The organism is Streptosporangium sp. G11, from assembly GCF_051192615.1.
GTDB lineage: Bacteria > Actinomycetota > Actinomycetes > Streptosporangiales > Streptosporangiaceae > Streptosporangium.
In genome coordinates this window covers 1-15,923 of sequence record NZ_JBPJUQ010000059.1, presented here as the reverse complement: position 1 = coordinate 15,923, position 15,923 = coordinate 1, and the positions used below count along the sequence as shown (strand labels likewise).

11 protein-coding genes and 1 riboswitch are annotated in these 15,923 nt (G+C 69.6%); of the genes, 4 read left to right on the top strand and 7 right to left on the bottom strand.

The window, feature by feature from the left end:
- Positions 1 to 297 precede the first annotated feature (297 nt).
- A complete protein-coding gene (locus ACSDR0_RS37140) occupies positions 298 to 2,127 on the bottom strand; it encodes an acyl-CoA dehydrogenase (RefSeq protein ID WP_435293636.1) in 1,830 nt (609 codons plus the stop codon).
- A gap of 179 nt (positions 2,128 to 2,306) precedes the next feature.
- Between ACSDR0_RS37140 and ACSDR0_RS37135 the strand changes: the two genes are divergently transcribed.
- The 3 genes from ACSDR0_RS37135 to ACSDR0_RS37125 all read left to right on the top strand — a co-directional run bounded on the left by ACSDR0_RS37135 (position 2,307) and on the right by ACSDR0_RS37125 (position 4,038).
- Entirely contained in the window at positions 2,307 to 3,092 is a 786-nt protein-coding gene (locus ACSDR0_RS37135; RefSeq protein ID WP_435293635.1) for a class I SAM-dependent methyltransferase, read from the top strand.
- Between the two features lie 20 nt (positions 3,093 to 3,112).
- Positions 3,113 to 3,178, top strand: a riboswitch (guanidine-III (ykkC-III) riboswitch).
- A gap of 19 nt (positions 3,179 to 3,197) precedes the next feature.
- Positions 3,198 to 3,521: a DMT family transporter gene (locus tag ACSDR0_RS37130; RefSeq protein WP_435293634.1), complete on the top strand. Its 324-nt coding sequence runs from the start codon at positions 3,198 to 3,200 to the stop codon at positions 3,519 to 3,521.
- 145 nt (positions 3,522 to 3,666) lie between these two features.
- Positions 3,667 to 4,038, top strand: a complete 372-nt coding sequence (locus ACSDR0_RS37125) for a VOC family protein (protein WP_435293633.1) — start codon at positions 3,667 to 3,669, stop codon at positions 4,036 to 4,038.
- Between the two features lie 178 nt (positions 4,039 to 4,216).
- On the opposite strand, the gene ACSDR0_RS37120 is transcribed toward ACSDR0_RS37125, so the two are convergent.
- From ACSDR0_RS37120 to ACSDR0_RS37105, 4 genes are all read right to left on the bottom strand, one after another.
- Entirely contained in the window at positions 4,217 to 4,681 is a 465-nt protein-coding gene (locus ACSDR0_RS37120) for a hypothetical protein (RefSeq protein WP_435293632.1), read from the bottom strand.
- Positions 4,682 to 4,949: 268 nt separating this feature from the next.
- A complete protein-coding gene (locus ACSDR0_RS37115) occupies positions 4,950 to 6,983 on the bottom strand; it encodes a molybdopterin-containing oxidoreductase family protein (protein ID WP_435293631.1) in 2,034 nt (677 codons plus the stop codon).
- A 120-nt stretch (positions 6,984 to 7,103) separates the two neighbouring features.
- Positions 7,104 to 8,822: a M28 family metallopeptidase gene (locus ACSDR0_RS37110; protein WP_435293630.1), complete on the bottom strand. Its 1,719-nt coding sequence runs from the start codon at positions 8,820 to 8,822 to the stop codon at positions 7,104 to 7,106.
- 163 nt (positions 8,823 to 8,985) lie between these two features.
- Positions 8,986 to 9,423 (bottom strand): RpiB/LacA/LacB family sugar-phosphate isomerase, encoded by a 438-nt coding sequence (locus ACSDR0_RS37105; protein WP_435293629.1) that lies wholly within the window; start codon positions 9,421 to 9,423, stop codon positions 8,986 to 8,988.
- Positions 9,424 to 9,496: 73 nt separating this feature from the next.
- Here ACSDR0_RS37105 and ACSDR0_RS37100 point away from each other — a divergent pair, with 73 nt between their 5' ends.
- Positions 9,497 to 11,923, top strand: coding sequence for a lysylphosphatidylglycerol synthase transmembrane domain-containing protein (locus ACSDR0_RS37100; RefSeq protein WP_435293628.1), 2,427 nt, complete (start codon positions 9,497 to 9,499; stop codon positions 11,921 to 11,923).
- 117 nt (positions 11,924 to 12,040) lie between these two features.
- On the opposite strand, the gene mgrA is transcribed toward ACSDR0_RS37100, so the two are convergent.
- Positions 12,041 to 13,069, bottom strand: coding sequence for an L-glyceraldehyde 3-phosphate reductase (gene mgrA, locus ACSDR0_RS37095; RefSeq protein ID WP_435293627.1), 1,029 nt, complete (start codon positions 13,067 to 13,069; stop codon positions 12,041 to 12,043).
- Positions 13,066 to 15,126, bottom strand: coding sequence for a S9 family peptidase (locus tag ACSDR0_RS37090; RefSeq protein WP_435293626.1), 2,061 nt, complete (start codon positions 15,124 to 15,126; stop codon positions 13,066 to 13,068). The genes mgrA and ACSDR0_RS37090 overlap by 4 nt, the downstream gene beginning before the upstream one ends.
- Positions 15,127 to 15,923 lie beyond the last annotated feature (797 nt).

Below are 15,923 nucleotides of genomic sequence, written 5' to 3'. Positions count from 1 at the left end.
AACAAAGGATCGATGTCAATGACTTTGCGGTGATCCATCCTTCTTCGCCCCTGCGCCGCCCATCCCGTGATCCGACCGCCCCGCGTGGCCGGGGCAGGAGCGAAACGAGGTGGATCTGGACGTCCGGGAGGTCACATCACGACGCGGGGGGCCGAAAACGAGTGAGGGACCGGCCCTCTGAGAACGGGGGCGGTCCCTCATCGCGCCTGCCGCGGGAGCAGGTGGTCTTCCGACCCGGGCCGACAGGGTCGGCTCGGGGTCTGTCAGGTGGGGTCGGGTGGGTCGGGTCGGGCCGGGTTAGAAGGCCTCTTCCGGCAGTTCCATCAGGTCCTGGTCGGTGGCGTCGAGCGTGCGGCGCTCGGCGGCGATGCGGGGCAGGACGGTCTGGGCGAAGAACGCGGCCGCGGAGACCTTGCCGGTGTAGAAGGCGTGGTCGCTCCCCTCGGTGGCCGACCCCAGCGCGGTCAGGGCCACCTCGGCCTGGCGCAGCAGCAGCCAGCCGATCACCACGTCGCCCAGGGCGAGCAGGAACCGGGTGGTGTTGAGGCCGACCTTGTAGACCTCCTGCGGGGTCTCCAGCGAGCCGATCGCCCAGCCCGCCATGGTGTCGGCCATGGCCTTGACCTCGTCCGCGGCCTCGCCCAGGAGCCTGCGCTCCTTCTTCAGCCGCCCGTTGCCCGCCTCGGAGTCGGCGAAGGCCTTCACGTCGCCGTACAGCGAGCCGAGGGCGGTCCCCTGGTTGCGCAGGACCTTGCGGAAGAACAGGTCCAGGCCCTGGATCGCGGTGGTGCCCTCGTAGAGGGAGTCGATCTTCGCGTCCCTGATGTACTGCTCGATCGGGTAGTCCTGCAGGTAGCCGGAGCCGCCCAGGGTCTGCAGTGAACGGGCCAGCAGCTCGTACGAGCGCTCGGAGCCGACGCCCTTGACCAGCGGCAGCAGCAGGTCGTTCATCGCCTCGGCGTGCTCGTTCCTGCGGCCCTCGTGCTCGGCGATCAGCACGTCGTCCTGGTAGGTGGCGGTGAGCATGACCAGGGCCCGCATGCCCTCGGCGTACGACTTCTGGAGCATCAGCTCCCGGCGTACGTCCGGGTGGTGGGTGATCGTCACGCGCGGGGCCGACTTGTCGGCCATCTGGGTGAGGTCGGCGCCCTGCACCCGCTGCTTGGCGTAGGCGAGGGCGTTGAGGTAGCCGGTGGAGAGCGTGGCGATCGCCTTCGAACCGACCATCATCCGGGCGTGCTCGATGATCATGAACATCTGCTTGATGCCCTCGTGCACCTCGCCGATCAGCGTGCCCACGGCGGGGTGCTCGCCGCCGAAGGTGACCTCGCAGGTCGTGGAGACCTTGAGGCCCATCTTCTTCTCGACGTTGGTGACGTAGACGCCGTTGCGCTCGCCCAGCTCGCCGGTCTCCAGGTCCACGTGATACTTCGAGACCAGGAACATCGACAGGCCCTTGGTGCCGACGCCGTGTCCCTCGGGGCGGGCCAGCACCAGGTGGAAGATGTTGTCGGTCAGGTCGTGCTCGGCGCTGGTGATGAAGCGCTTGACGCCCTCGATGTGCCAGGTGCCGTCGTCCTGCCGTACGGCCTTCGCGCGGCCCGCGCCCACGTCGGAGCCGGCGTCCGGCTCGGTGAGGACCATGGTGGCGCCCCACTGCCTCTCGATGGCCAGCTCGGCGTAGCGCCGCTGCTCCTCGGTGCCGATCGAGTGCAGGATGTGGGCGAACGCCGGGCCGCTGGAGTACATCCACACGGCGGGGTTGGAACCGAGGATCAGCTCGGCCAGGGCCCAGTTCACGCTGCTCGGCAGGCCGGGCCCGCCCATCTCGACGGGGAGGCCGAGGTTGGTCCAGCCCGCGTCGCGGTAGGCGGCGAAGGACTTCTTGAAGCCCTCCGGCATCGTCACCGTCGAGGTGGCGGGGTCGAACACCGGCGGTGTGCGGTCACCCTCCTCGAAGGAGTCGGCGAGCACGCCTGTGGCGAGACGGTTGACCTCCTCCAGGATGCTCCGCACGACGTCCTCATCCAGGTCGGCGTAGAGGCCGGTGCCCAGAATGTCCCGGCGTCCGAAGACCTCGAAGAGGTTGAACTCCAGGTCACGGACGTTGCTCTTGTAGTGGCCCATGGGGTCTGCTCCTTGAAACCGAGGATCCGGGACTTCCATACTCGCCAGTAACGTTACCCGTAATGCTACCCGCGAGTAACCCCTAGAAAACAACCCCGATCCGGACATTCGCCGCTCTGCCCGCGGGCGCTCCAGCGGGGATGATCGACGGGCGGGGAAAGCTCTCCTAGGCTCGTCCCATGGACGAGCAGTGGCGGGCCGACCTCGGGATGTGGGGCATTCCCGAGGAGATCGCGGCCAGGGCGCCGGTGAATCCCTGGGGTCACTCCCCGGCGCGGTTCGCCGAGCGCACCGACCTCGCCCTCGCGCTCCCCGAGGGGCCGACCCTGGCGCGGCTCGCCGAGGCGCTCCCACCCGGCGGGAGCGTGCTGGACGTCGGCGCGGGGACCGGGGCGGCCTCCCTGCCGCTGGGCCCGGCCCTGGGGGAGCTGATCGCGGTCGACGCCTCCGAGGCCATGCTCGCCGAGCTGACCTCCCGGGCCTCGGCGCTCGGTGTCGCCACCCGGATCGTCAAGGGCCGCTGGCCGGACGTCGCGGCGCGGACACCGGTCGCGGACGTCGCGGTCTCCGCCCACGTCGTCTACGACGTGCCCGAGCTGGCGGAGTTCCTCACCGAGCTCACCCGCCACGCCCGCGTCCGAGTCGTCCTGGAGCTCACCGGGCAGCACCCGATGAGCTGGCTCAACCCCCTGTGGCAGCACTTCCACGGCGTCACCCGCCCCCACCGGCCCACGGCCCACGACGTGATCGCCATCGCCGAAGGGCTCGGCCACGAGGTCCACCACGAGTGGCGCGTGGCCCCGCTGCCCCGCTTCACCAGGCTCGACGACCTCGCGGAGAGCGCCTGCCGCAGGCTCTGCCTCGGGCGGGAGCGGGCCGACGAGGTCATCGCGGCGGTGGTCGAGCTGGACATGTGGCCGGTGCCCCGCGACCGGTGGTTCACACTCTGGTGGGAATCAAAGTGAGATCCGGCCGCGTTCCATGAGCGGACCCTCAAAAGAGACGTTCCCGGACGAGACGCGCCGTACCCGGTAGGCAAAGACGACGCTCCTGATCAAGGGGGAGCTGTCATGGCCTGGGTCTTCATTCTGGTCGCCGGTCTGTTCGAAGTCGCGATGGCGTACTCGCTCAAGCTGAGCGACGGATTCTCCGTGCCGCTGCCGAGCATCGGCTTCGTGGTCTTCAGCGTGCTCAGCTTCGGCCTGCTCGCCGTGGGTCTGAAGACGCTGGAGGTCGGTACGGCCTACGCCGTCTGGACGGGCATCGGAGCCGTCGGCACCGCCGCGCTCGGCATCGTCGCGCTCGGCGAGGACGCGTCGGTTCTCAAGATCGCCTCGATCCTGCTCATCATCGCGGGCGTCGTCGGGCTCAACCTCGTCGGAGGCGGCCACTGACCGCCCCTGGGCGTCCCGGCGCCCTCTGAGGGGCGGGGTGCAGGCGACGAGGGCAGGGCTACCGGCGCGACCTGTGGCCGGGGTCCTGAACCGACTCACCGGAAACCGGCTTGACGGTTTTGGTGGTGTCGGGTTGGGTGGGGCGATGATTGACGTTCACTGCGTGACCTTCGACTGCGCCCAGCCGTACGAGCTGGCGACCTTCTGGCGCGACGCCACCGGCGGGGAGCTCCACCCGGATACGGAGAAGAACGACGACGAGATCCTTCTCCAGGGCGGCCGGGTCGACCTGCTGTTCATCAAGGTCCCCGAGGGCAAGGCGGTCAAGAACCGCGTCCACCTGGACCTCACCGGCTCGGCGGGCACCACCCGCGAGGAGGAGGTCGAGCGCCTGGCCGAACTCGGCGCCACGATCTCCGAGGATCACCGCGCCCCCGACGGCGGCGGCTGGGTCACGATGCTCGATCCCGAGGGCAACGAGTTCTGCGTCTGCCGCGCCGAGTACGAGAGGGTCTAGCGTCCCGGGGCGGCCTTCGGCCCGGTCACGCCGAAAGGCCGGCCGGGCCGTGAGACCGGACGACCGGGTGAGACCGGACGACCGGACGATCGTGTGAGGCCGGGTGACCGCGTGAGACCGGACGGCCACCCGAAGGGGTCCGGGGGCCACCGGGGCCCGAACGGCCGGGCCGTGAGGTTCAGCGGCCACCGGGAAGCGAGGTCTGGCCGCGTCCCTTGAGGGTCATGGCCACGAACGCGGTGATCAGGTAGATCGCGAGACCCCCCTGCAGCGCGTCCAGCGCCGCCCCGAAGACGCCCTCGCGGTCGAGGACGAGCTGCACGGGATAGAGGAGGATCGCGGAGCCGAGGGCCGGATAGAGGGCGAACCTCCAGGGGTGGCGCAGCGCCCAGAGCCGTGCCTCCCGGGTCACCCGGTCCCCGACGGCGGGCCTGCTGATCGAGCCGATGGCCGCGATGAGCGAGAACAGGCCGATACCGATCGCCATCGCCCACGGCAGGTCTCCGCCGTTGGCGAACACGCTCAGCACGAAACCGGTGGCCGCCGTCGCGCCACCGGCCACCGCCGCGGTCTTCCAGGGAGCACCGCGCAGCGCCGCTCCGGCGATGGACATCTCGTCACTTCGAGTCAGTTCTTCTTTCATGCCACCAGCGTGCCTTTCACGCCCCCTTGCTCACATCGGGGAGCAACCCTGACTGTCCCCGGAGTCGCCCCCTCGGGGGAGGTCGTACGCGCGGTGTCGTTCGTTCGACGATCACCCCTCGGCCGCCTGCGAGATCATCGACGCGGACCCCGGCGACGAGCTGATCGTCGCGGAGCCGGACGGCGAGGTGGTGGGCTACAAGCAGCCCTCGTGGGCTACAAGATCGCGCTGACCTGATCGTCCAGCGGGTTCGCGCCGATCTGGTCGCTTACGGGTTCGCCGGTCGTTCGGTGGTGGAGCACGGAGCGATTTCCACCAGGTTGTCGTGGTAGACGGCGCCCCGGCCCATGTCGGCGTCGCGGGCGGCCACCACGGCGTTCGCCGTCGCGCCTCCCGGGCTGAGCTTGCGCCAGTGTCCCTTGGTGGACGCGACCACGCCGGGCCGTACCTTCTCGCTGATCTCGACCACGGCCTCGAACTCGCCCTCGTCGTTGAACACCCGGGCCCGCTGCCCCTCGCTCAGCCCCCTCCGCGAGGCGTCCTCGGGGTTGACCAGGACCCGCGGGCCCTTCGAGCGCTTCAGCAGCTCGGGGTTGTTGCCGAAGGTGGTGTTGAGGAACGTGTGGGAGGCGGGGGTGATGAGCGCCAGCGGGTACGGTCCCGGTGCGGCCGAGGCCGTGTGCGACGGGACGTAGGCCGGGCCCGAACCGAACTCCATCCGCCCCGAGGGCGTCGGGAAGCCGTCGGTGAACGGCACGAACGGCTGGGGGATGCTGAGGCGGACCCAGCCCTCCTTGCGCAGCCGGTCGAGCGTGATCCCCTCCAGGGAGGGGTGCCCCGAGGTGAGCAGCTGCTCGGCCAGCTCCAGGTCGGAGTCGTACAGGGACGGCTCGGTGAGCCCCATGTGCCGCGCCAGGCGGCGGAACGTCTCGGTGGTGGACAGGCACTCGCCCGGCGGCTCGACGGCGGGCTCGTTCCACATCAGGTACATGTGCCCGTACCCCGCGTGCAGGTCGGCGTGCTCGATCTGCATGGTGGCGGGAAGGACGATGTCGGCGTAGTCGACGGTGTCGGTCGGGAACTGCTCCATCACGACGGTGAACAGGTCCTCGCGCAGCAGCCTCTCGCGGACCCGGTTCTGGCCGGAGGTGGAGCCCATCGGGTTGGCCGCGTACACCCACAGGCACTTCACCGACTCGTCCAGCTCGTCGGCCAGCCGGGTCATGGTGAGCGTGCGGACCGGCCCGGGGAGCAGGTCGTCGCGGGTGTCGATGTTCAGGTGGACGTGCCCGCTGGTGGAGTACACGATCCCGCCGCCCGGGTGGCGCCAGTCGCCGGTCACGCCGGGGATGGAGGAGATCGTGCGCATCGCGGTGCCGCCGCCCGCGTGCCGCTGCACGCCCATGGTGGCCCGGATGCCGGTGGGCCGCGTACGTGCCAGGCGTGTCCCCAGGGCCCGGATGTCGGCCTCGGGCAGTCCGGTGATCTCCGCCACGCGTGCCGGGGGATGGCGCAGGATCTCCTCGCGGAGGTTCTCCCAGCCGCTCGTGTGGTTCTCCAGGTAGTCGCGGTCCTCGGCGCCCTCGGAAAGGACGACGTTCATCAGCCCCAGGGCGAGGGCCGCGTCGGTGCCGGGCCGGATCGGCAGGTGCTCGTCGGCCTGCTCGGCGGTGCGGGTGCGGATCGGGTCGATCGCCACCACGTGCGCCCCGGCCGCGCGGGCGTCCTGGATGAACTTCCACAGGTGGTGCCCGGTCGTCAGCGTGTTCGTCCCCCACAGCAGGATGAGCCTGGACAGGGCGAACGTCTCCGGGTCCATGCCGCCGGGCGTGCCGTAGACCTGTCGCAGTCCGGAGTTCCCGGCCGAGGAGCAGATGTTCAGGAAGTGCCTCGACGCCCCGAGGACGTTCCAGAACCGCCTCCCGGCGATCCCCTCGGAGCCCTGGACGTATCCCAGCGTGCCGGTGCCCAGGTAGGGCCAGATCGCCTCGCCGCCGTGCTCGTCGACGATGCCCCGCAGCCGTACGGAGATCTCCTCCAGGGCCTCGTCCCAGCTGATCCGCTCGAACCGGCCGGATCCCTTGGGACCGACCCGCCGCATCGGGTGCAGGATGCGGTCGGCCGCCCGGGTGTGCTCCAGGTAGCGGTTGACCTTCACGCAGAGCGCGCCGCGGGTGTACGGATGATCCGGGTTGCCACGCATCTTGACGGCGCTGCCGTCCTGGACGGTCACCACCCAGGAGCAGGTGTCGGGGCAGTCCAGCGGGCACGCCCCCAGCACTCGCAATTCGCCTGACGACATGCCCCGACTGTAGCCGCGCCCCCCGCCCGGAGCGCACGCGCGTTCCCCTTTCCCACCCCGCACGCCCGGCCCTCCCGTGGCGGCACGCCCCGCGGTCCCGGTGTCACCGGGGAAGGCGTGTCACCTGAGAAGGCCGCCGTGTCCGGGCCCGTGTCCGTGGTCGTGATCGTGGCCGGGCCTCAGGCCGCCCGCGCCGGTTCCCGGCCCAGTGGTGTCCGGGGCGCCGGGGGTGGCAGCGCCTTTACCGGGCCCCTCGGGCCCCTCGGGAGCCTGGGGCCCGCTGGGACGGCCGGAGCCGGGGAGTTCGAGGGCGTGCGCGTAGGCGAACGCCGCCGCCGCGATCGCGCCGCCGTTCACCCCCAGCGCCTTGTCGTTGATGTTGGCGATGGTGTCGCACGCCTGGTGGTAGCACTTGTCGTACGCGACCCCGGCGGTGCCGCCGAACCTCTCGGCCTCCTCGGCGGTCTTGAGGCGCTCGGCGCCGGTGAACAGCCCGCCCGAGGGGATGCCGACCGCGATGAAGGGGCCGTAGTCGGACCGGCCGCTGAACTCGGCGTCCTGGTACGGCTCGCCCACCGCCGTGAAGTACGCCTGGAAGAGCTTCTCGATGTGGCCCGATCCGGGAGGCGGGGTCGCGCCGGGGACCTCGCCGGACGAGTCGCCGTCGTAGATCCCGAAAACGTGGTTCGGCGAGGCGATCATGTCGAAGTTCAGGTAAACCTTGATCTTCGCGCGCTCCGCCGGGGGCAGGGCGGCCACGTAGTGTTTCGAACCGAGCAGGCCCAGCTCCTCGGCGCCCCAGAAGGCGAAGCGCAGCCTGTTCTTCGTCCGCAGCGACTTCGCCGCCAGCGCCGTCTCCAGGATGCCCGCGGTGCCCGAGCCGTTGTCGTTGATGCCGGGGCCCATCATGACGCTGTCCAGGTGGGCGCCGAGCATGACGACCTTGTCCGGGTCGCCCCAGGGGCTCTCGGCGAAGAGGTTGCGCGTCCTGCGGTCGGGAGCGCTCTCGGCGTTCACGGTGAGCGTCACCCTCGTCCCCGGGACCGCCAGTTCCTCACCGGTCGCGAAGCTGGTGCCGACGACCGGGATGCGCACGGTGGAGGTGTTGATCGAGCCGCCGAGCAGGGGCCTGCGGTCGGCGGGCCCCTCGCCCGCCTGGCCCTCGTTGAAGATGATCACGCCGGACGCGCCCGCGGCCTCGGCCTGCTCCGCCTTGACCTGGAAACTGCAGGTGCCGCGCTGGATCAGCGCGATGTTGCCCCGGACGAAGGTGGAGAAGTCGCTCCTCTCACACCCCGAGGTGGATTCCGACGTCCTCCGCGGCGGCAGCACCAGGTCGACCCCCTGCACCGGGGCCGTCACGTCCCCCGAGCCGGAGTACGTCATGGTCCTGAAGTCGGTGCCGGGCACGTACGCCTTGACGGAGGGCCGTGTCCGCCTGAGCACGGGGGCCGCGGTCTCGCGGAAGAAGGAGAACTTGAACTCCTGCGAGGTGACCCGGTATCCGGCCTCGCGGAGCCTGTCCGCGACGTAGGCCAGCGAGGCGTCGTAGCCCGGCGTCGCCGCCGCCCGGGTGCCGTCGTTGGCGCCGGCGATGTCCTGAAGCCTCCTCAGGTGCCGCTTGAGGTCCGCGGAAGTGATCGACAGACCGAATCTCTTCGCGTCCGGCGTCAGCAGGCTCCCGCCCGGCGGTTCGGAGCCACCGCCCTCGGGAACCGGCTCCACGCCGGTCGGGACAGTGGACACCGCGGACACGGCGGCCGGTCCGGAGCCGCCTCCGGGAACCGGCGCCGCGCCGGCGGGGACGGCGGACGCTGTGGACACGGCGGCCAGGGACATCACCGAGACCATGATGACCGTGGCCGTCGACTTCCTCGGAGCGGCGGCAGGGGCTTTCCGGCCCTCGGACGCGGCTCGACGGGACGCGGGCGGGTGACGGAACATGCCGTTCAGCCTTTCAGGCCGTCACCCATCAAATCGATTGTTCCCGCAGGTAGAATGGTCAATTCTCCATCTGCGACAGGTACGCTACGTTCGCCTGGTCCCCCTCGTCGAGGCTGGGGCTTCCCGCGAACCAGGCGTCCAGGATCTCCCCGAGCAGGGGGGCGGAGGTCAACCGGAGGCTGATCGCCAGCACGTTGGCGTCGTTCCAGCGACGTGCCCCGTCCGCCGTGGCCGCGTCCGCGCACAGCGCCGCCCGGACGCCGGGCACCTTGTTCGCCGCGATCGACGCGCCCGTCCCGGTCCAGCAGCACACGATCGCCTGGTCGGCCGATCCCGAGGCCACATCTTCGGCGGCACGCGCGCAGCACCAGGCCCAGTCGGCCCGCTCGTCGGTCACGGCACCGTGAGGTATCACCGTGTGACCTCTTTTTTCGATTTCAGAGACCAAGATGGAAGCCACACCGTCAAGACTGTCGGAGGCCACTGAGATACGCATGACTCTGATTGTGGACACTCAAGAAGAAGATCGGTGACGCACCTGTAATGCGGAGCGTGCAGAATCGCAGGCGGTGACGGAAATCAGGGAACTGGACGAAACGGCGTCCGTTGACGGCACAAGGTCGACGACGGACGACGATCTCGCCGTGCACGTCGTCGAGCCGCTGCTCCCGCAGCGGATCCGCCGCCCCTCCGACCTGCTGAGGTTCCTGGCGACCCTGCTCGCGCTCGTGGCCGTGGTCCTGCTCGCCCTCGTGGCCAAGAAGACCCTGAACGGCCTGGAGGGCGACGTCGCCGACGGCACCAGCCGGGCGCCGTTCCTGCTCAGCGGTCTGGCCGGGGTGCTGAGCGCGTCGGCCATGCTCGGCGTGCCCGTCGCCTTCGCCATCGAGCGGGTGCTCCACCGCGACGGCCTCCGGGTGGCCGAGGGACTCTTCGCGGCCATCGCCGCGATGGTGTTCTCCTTCGTGCTCGGCGAGTGGATCCTCAACGCGGGCCCCGAGGACCTGCGGGTCCTGCTGACCGGCGGCCGGACCGGTGTCGAGCCGATCAACACCCTGCTCACCCCGATCATCGCCTACGTCACCGCGGTGCGAATATCCCGCCGTCCCACCTGGCGGGCGGCCCTGTGGAGCGCGGTCGCGCTCAACGCCGTCGCCCTGTTCGCCGGGCTCGCCGCCACCATCCTCGGCATCGTCGTCTCCATCCTGGTCGGGCTGGCCGTCGGCTACGCCACCCTGTACGGCGTGGGCAGCCCCAACACCCGCCCCCCGGGCAGCGCGGTCGTCGTGGCGCTCCGCAAGCTGGGCTTCGTCCCCCTCAGGGCCCGCAGGCTCGACGACGACCACCAGAGCAGCCGCCGCTACGCCGTCGACCTCAAGGACGGCAGCCGCCTCGACGTCACCGTCCTCGACCGTGACCGCCAGGTCGCCGGGGTGCTCTACCGCCTCTGGCGGCGCATCCGCCTCAACTCCGAGACCCGCCGCAAGGCCATCCGCTCGCTCCGCGCCGAGCTGGAGCGCGAGGCCCTCATGGCGTACGCCGCGCAGGCGGCGGGGGCGAGCACCCCCAGGCTCGTCGGCACCAGCGAGATCGGCACCGAGGCCGCGCTGCTCGCCTACGAGCACACCCCCACCCGCGCGCTCGACAACATCCCCGACAAGGAGATCGACGACAACCTGCTCGCCCAGATCTGGGAGCAGGTCCTGCTGCTGCAGGTCCAGCGGCTCGCCCACCGGCGGCTGACCGGCGACAGCATCCACGTCGACGGCGAGGGCCGGGTCATCCTGATGGACGCCCGCAGCGGCGAGATCGCCGCCGGTGACCTGCTGCTCCGCCTCGACATCGCCCAGCTGCTCACCTACCTCAGCCTGCGGGTCGGCGCCCAGCGGGCGGTCGCCGCCGCCGCGGCCGTGGCCGGGTCCGGGGTGCTCGCCGACGCTCTCCCCCTGCTCCAGCGGATCGCGCTGACCCGCGAGACCAGGGCCGCGCTCACCAGGAACAAGGAACTGCTCACCGAGATCCGCGATCGGATCGTCGAGCTCAAGCCGAGGGTCGAGGCCGACGAGGTGCGCCTGGAGCGCTTCCGTCCCCGGACCCTGATCACCATCATCGGCACCGCGTTCGCCGCGTACTTCCTGGTTTACTACCTGAGCCGGATCAACCTCGACATGATCACGTCGGCCAAGTGGGGCTGGACCGGCATGGCGCTGGTCGCCGCGATGCTGAGCTACGTCGCCGCCGCCCTCATGCTGATGGGGTTCGTGCCGGAGAAGCTGCCCCTCGGCCGTACCGTGCTCGCCCAGTTCGCCGGGTCGTTCGTCAAGCTCGTCGCGCCCGCCGCGGTGAGCGGGGTCGCGGTCAACACCCGTTACCTGCAGAAACGCGGTATCCCCTCGGGGCAGGCGGTGGCCAGCGTGGGGGCCTCCCAGCTCATCGGGCTGGCCTGTCACATCGCCCTGCTGCTGTTGTTCGCCTACATCACCGGCTCCAACACCGCCTCGTCGTTCACGCCGTCGCGCACTCTCGTGATCACGCTGCTCGCCGTGGCCGTGCTGATGCTGGTCGCCGTGAGCGTGCCACGCCTGCGCCGCATGATCACCGCGAAGCTCCGCTCGCTGTTCTCCGGCGTCATCCCGCGCCTGCTCGACATCCTCCAGTCGCCCCGGAAGATCATCGAGGGCTTCGGCGGCACCCTGCTGCTCACCCTGTTCTTCGTGGCCTGCCTGGACGCCTGCGTCCGCGCCTTCGGAGGCTCCATCAACTTCGCCGCCGTCGCCATCGTCTTCCTCGCGGGCAACGCCATCGGCTCGGCCGCCCCGACCCCCGGCGGGCTCGGTGCCGTCGAGCTGTCCCTCACGGCCGGCCTGACCCTGGCGGGAGTGCCCAAGGAGGTGGCGCCCTCGGCCGTGCTGCTGTTCCGGCTGCTGACCTTCTGGCTGCCGGTCCTGCCGGGCTGGGCCGCGTTCACGTACCTGCAGCGGCACAACGCGCTCTGACCCCGTCCGGCCCCGTCTTCACCCGTGTCCTCAAGCGGTCCCCTCGCGCCCTTCACGGGCGGAGGCCGCCGATCACCTGGACCGGCGGCCTCCATGTGGACGTACGGGCGGGTGAGGTCAGGCCTCGCTGGACGTGGCCCAGATGTTGATGCCCGCCTCGACCGCGTCCTTGTCGATCGCCTCCAGCTCATCGGCGTCGAACGACAGGTTCTCCACCGCCGCGAGGCTGTTCTCCAGCTGCTCGACGCTGCTCGCGCCGATCAGCACCGAGGTGACGCGCCTGTCGCGCAGCGCCCACGCCAGCGCCATCTGCGCCAGCGACTGGCCGCGCCGGCCCGCGATCTCGTTCAGGATGCGGATGTGCCGCATCGTCTCGTCGGTGAGCATGTCCGGGGTGAGGAAGCGCCCCTGCGAGGCCCGCGACCCCTCGGGGATCCCGTTCAGGTAGCGGTCGGTCAGCATGCCCTGCGCCAGCGGCGAGAACGCGATGCAGCCCACGCCCTCCTCCTCCAGGACGTCGAGCAGCCCGCCCTCGATCCACCGGTTCAGCATCGAGTACGAGGGCTGGTGGATCAGCAGCGGCGTGCCCATCTCCCGCAGGATCCGCGCCGCCTCCTTGGTGTGCTCGGGCGAGTAGGAGGAGATGCCCGCGTACAGCGCCTTGCCCGACCGGACCGCGTGGTCCAGCGCGCCCATCGTCTCCTCGAGCGGGGTGTCCGGGTCGAACCGGTGGCTGTAGAAGATGTCGACGTAGTCGATCCCCATCCGCTCCAGCGACTGGTCCAGGCTGGACAGCATGTACTTGCGCGACCCCCACTCGCCGTACGGCCCCGGCCACATGTCGTAGCCCGCCTTGGTGGAGATGACCAGCTCGTCCCGGTACCGGGCGAAGTCCTCGCGGAAGTGCCGGCCGAAGTTGCTCTCCGCGGTCCCGGGGGGCGGGCCGTAGTTGTTGGCCAGGTCGAAGTGGGTCACCCCCAGGTCGAAAGCCCTCCTGAGGATGTCCCGCTGGACCTCGAAGGACTTGTCGTCACCGAAGTTGTGCCAGAGCCCCAGGGAGACGGCGGGCAGCTTGAGCCCGCTCTTGCCGACCCTGTTGTACGGCTGGCGATCGTCGTACCTGTCGTTCGCCGCGATATATGTCACTGAGCCACCTTTGTCGTATCGAGAATCCAGGAGAGGGTGAAAGCCTCTTCGCGCCAGGAGTCATACCTGCCGCTGCGGCCACCGTGTCCGGCGCCCATCTCCGTCTTGAGCAGGAACGGCCCGCCGCGCGCGACGTCGCGGAGCTTCGCGACCCACTTGGCGGGCTCGTGGTAGAAGACCCTGGTGTCGTTGAGGCTGGTGATCGCCAGGATCGGCGGGTAGACCCGGCCGTCCACGTTCTCGTAGGGCGTGTACGACTTCATGTAGGCGTACACCTCGGGATTGTGCAGCGGGTCGCCCCACTCGTCCCACTCGATCACGGTCAGCGGCAGCGACGGGTCGAGGATCGTGTTCAGCGCGTCCACGAAGGGCACCTCCGCCACCACGCCCGCGAAGGTCTCCGGCGCGAGGTTGGCGACCGCGCCCATCAGCAGCCCGCCCGCCGACCCGCCCCTGGCGACGACCGCGCTCGACCAGTTCGTGGCGGAGAGGTGCTCGGCGGCGGCGACGAAGTCGGTGAAGGTGTTCTTCTTCTGCTGGAACTTGCCGTTCTCGTACCAGCGGCGGCCCATCTCACCGCCACCCCTGACGTGCGCGACGGCGAAGACGAAGCCCCGGTCGAGCAGGCTGAGCCTCGCGATGGAGAACGACGGGTCGATCGAGATCTCGTAGCTTCCGTAGCCGTACAGCACGGTGGGGGCGGGCCGCTCCGTGCCCTTCTTGACCACGATCGAGATCGGGACGCGGGTGCCGTCCGAGGCGGTCGCCCACTCGCGGAACTGCTCGTAGTCGGCCGGGTCGTAACCGCCCAGCACGACCTTCTGCTTCAGCAGGACCAGCTCGCCCGCGCCCAGGTCGTAGTCGTAGACCGACGGCGGAGTGATCATGCTGGTGTAGCCGAGCCGCAGCCGTCCCGTGACGAACTCCGGATTGCCCGACGGGGCCACGTCGTAGATCGGCTCGGGGAAGGAGATCTCGTACGCCTCCCCGTCGCGGGGCAGGATGCGGATGCCGGTGAGGCCGTCCCTGCGGAAGTGCACGACGGTGTGACCCTCGAAGGCGTCGACGTCGAGCAGCCGGGTGTCGGCACGGTGCCCGATGAGCGGCGTCCAGCTGCCGGAGTCGTCGAGGGGCGCGGTGGCCAGCTCGAAGTTCTCCGCGTTCCGGTTGTGCAGGATCAGGAAGTGGTCACCCGCGTGGTCGATGCCGTACTCGACGCCGGTCTCCCGTGGCCTGACGACCCGGAACTCGCCGGTGGGGTCGTCGGCCTCCAGGACGCTCACCTCGCTGGTGATCTTGCTCCCGGCGGAGAGGATCAGGTAGCGCTCGCTGCGGCTCAGCCCGACGCCGACCCAGAACCGCTCGTCGGACTCCTCGTGGACGAGCACGTCGTCCTGCGCGGGGCTCCCGATCGCGTGCCGGTGGACCTGGTTGGGCCGCCAGGCGTCGTCGACCGTCGTGTAGAAGAACGTCGTGCCGTCGGCGGACCAGGCGCCGCCGTAGAAAATGCCGGGAATCTCGTCGGGGAGGGTCTCGCCGGTGGCGAGGTTCTTCACCCTCAGGGTGAAGCGCTCGTCGCCGGTGAAGTTGGTGGAGTACGCCAGCAGGGTGCCGTCGGGGCTGACCGAGCTGGTGCCGATCGAGAAGAAGTCGGAGTCTCCGGCGAGCTCGTTGCCGTCGAGCAGGACCTCCTCGCCGGGAAGTGACTCCCCGGCCTTCACCTCGGGCGGCGTCTCACCGTCCGCTGCCACCCGGCACTGGATGCCGTACTGCTTGCCCTCCTCCGTCCGGGAGTAGTACCACCAGCCGCCCTTGCGGGTGGGGACCGAGAGATCGGTCTCCAGGGTGCGTCCCTTGATCTCCTGGAAGAGCGTCTCCTGCAGGGGCTTGAGGTGGGTGGTCGCCTCCTGCGTGTAGGCGTTCTCCGCCTCCAGGTAGGCGACCACCTCCGGGTCGTCCTTGACCGTCAGCCACGCGTAGTCATCGACCACGGTGTCCCCGTGGTGCACGCGCTCGCTGGGAACCTTCTTCGCCGTCGGCGGCGTCTGGCTGCTCACTCAGCCGAGTCTATGTTTCCGCCGGTGCCTGTTCGGGGTGCACCCGCTCGACCGTCGTCCTGTACGGGCGGCTCGGCGGTTCCGCCCGGCTGCCGCCTCGTCCGGCACGGCCGACTCTGTCGACTCTGTCGGCTCGCCCCGCTTGGCCGGTCCGTTTCGCTGTCGGCTTTGGACTGCTGGGCCCGCCTGGCCGGGCTGGGCCTCTCAGCCGGCTCGGCCCGCCCGGCTCGCGGGCCGAGGCCCGCCCGGGGAATACGGCCGCGGGGTTCGTCGTTACGTCTCGAGCGGTCCGGGAGGGCTGCTAATCTTTTGATGTCGGCAGGGTCCGGCGCAAACCACTCCAATCACTTCGGTGACTTACGTATGGCTTGTGTCGTGTTTGCCGACAATCCCTTTGAAACCAACGGTCTCGAAGATCGGTTCGCAGAGCCGCTCAAGGGCTGGTAAGTTTGAGGGGTTGCTCTGGAAACGGAGTCGCCTGAATTCCAGCAGGACCAGCTAGATCGAATCAACCGGAGCAAAACAAGCCGGTTTGACACGAAAAAGCGGACCTGAAAGAATAAAGGCACAACGAAAGAACAGAATAAAACAAAACGAACGCCCCGGAGTTCGGGTCGGCCGATCTGGCTGGTCAGGGTGATGGTGTACGCGTCCGTTTCTTGAGAACTCAACAGTGTGTTAAAAGCCAGTGCATGATGCACAACCCCGTTCAACCCACCTTTTGGGGTGGGGGACGGATTCCTTTGGTTGAACATCCACTGCGTTCCTTTTTCCGCCTTGTGTGGTGGTGGGGGATG

Bases quoted from the DNA above. Each gene is read 5' to 3' on its own strand.
- ACSDR0_RS37135 (WP_435293635.1), top strand. From the start codon at position 2,307: ATGGACGAGCAGTGGCGGGCCGACCTCGGGATGTGGGGCATTCCCGAG.
- ACSDR0_RS37105 (WP_435293629.1), bottom strand. From the start codon at position 9,423: ATGCGTATCTCAGTGGCCTCCGACAGTCTTGACGGTGTGGCTTCCATC.
- ACSDR0_RS37125 (WP_435293633.1), top strand. From the start codon at position 3,667: ATGATTGACGTTCACTGCGTGACCTTCGACTGCGCCCAGCCGTACGAG.
- ACSDR0_RS37130 (WP_435293634.1), top strand. From the start codon at position 3,198: ATGGCCTGGGTCTTCATTCTGGTCGCCGGTCTGTTCGAAGTCGCGATG.
- ACSDR0_RS37110 (WP_435293630.1), bottom strand. From the start codon at position 8,822: ATGTCCCTGGCCGCCGTGTCCACAGCGTCCGCCGTCCCCGCCGGCGCG.
- ACSDR0_RS37140 (WP_435293636.1), bottom strand. From the start codon at position 2,127: ATGGGCCACTACAAGAGCAACGTCCGTGACCTGGAGTTCAACCTCTTC.
- ACSDR0_RS37120 (WP_435293632.1), bottom strand. From the start codon at position 4,681: ATGAAAGAAGAACTGACTCGAAGTGACGAGATGTCCATCGCCGGAGCG.
- ACSDR0_RS37115 (WP_435293631.1), bottom strand. From the start codon at position 6,983: ATGTCGTCAGGCGAATTGCGAGTGCTGGGGGCGTGCCCGCTGGACTGC.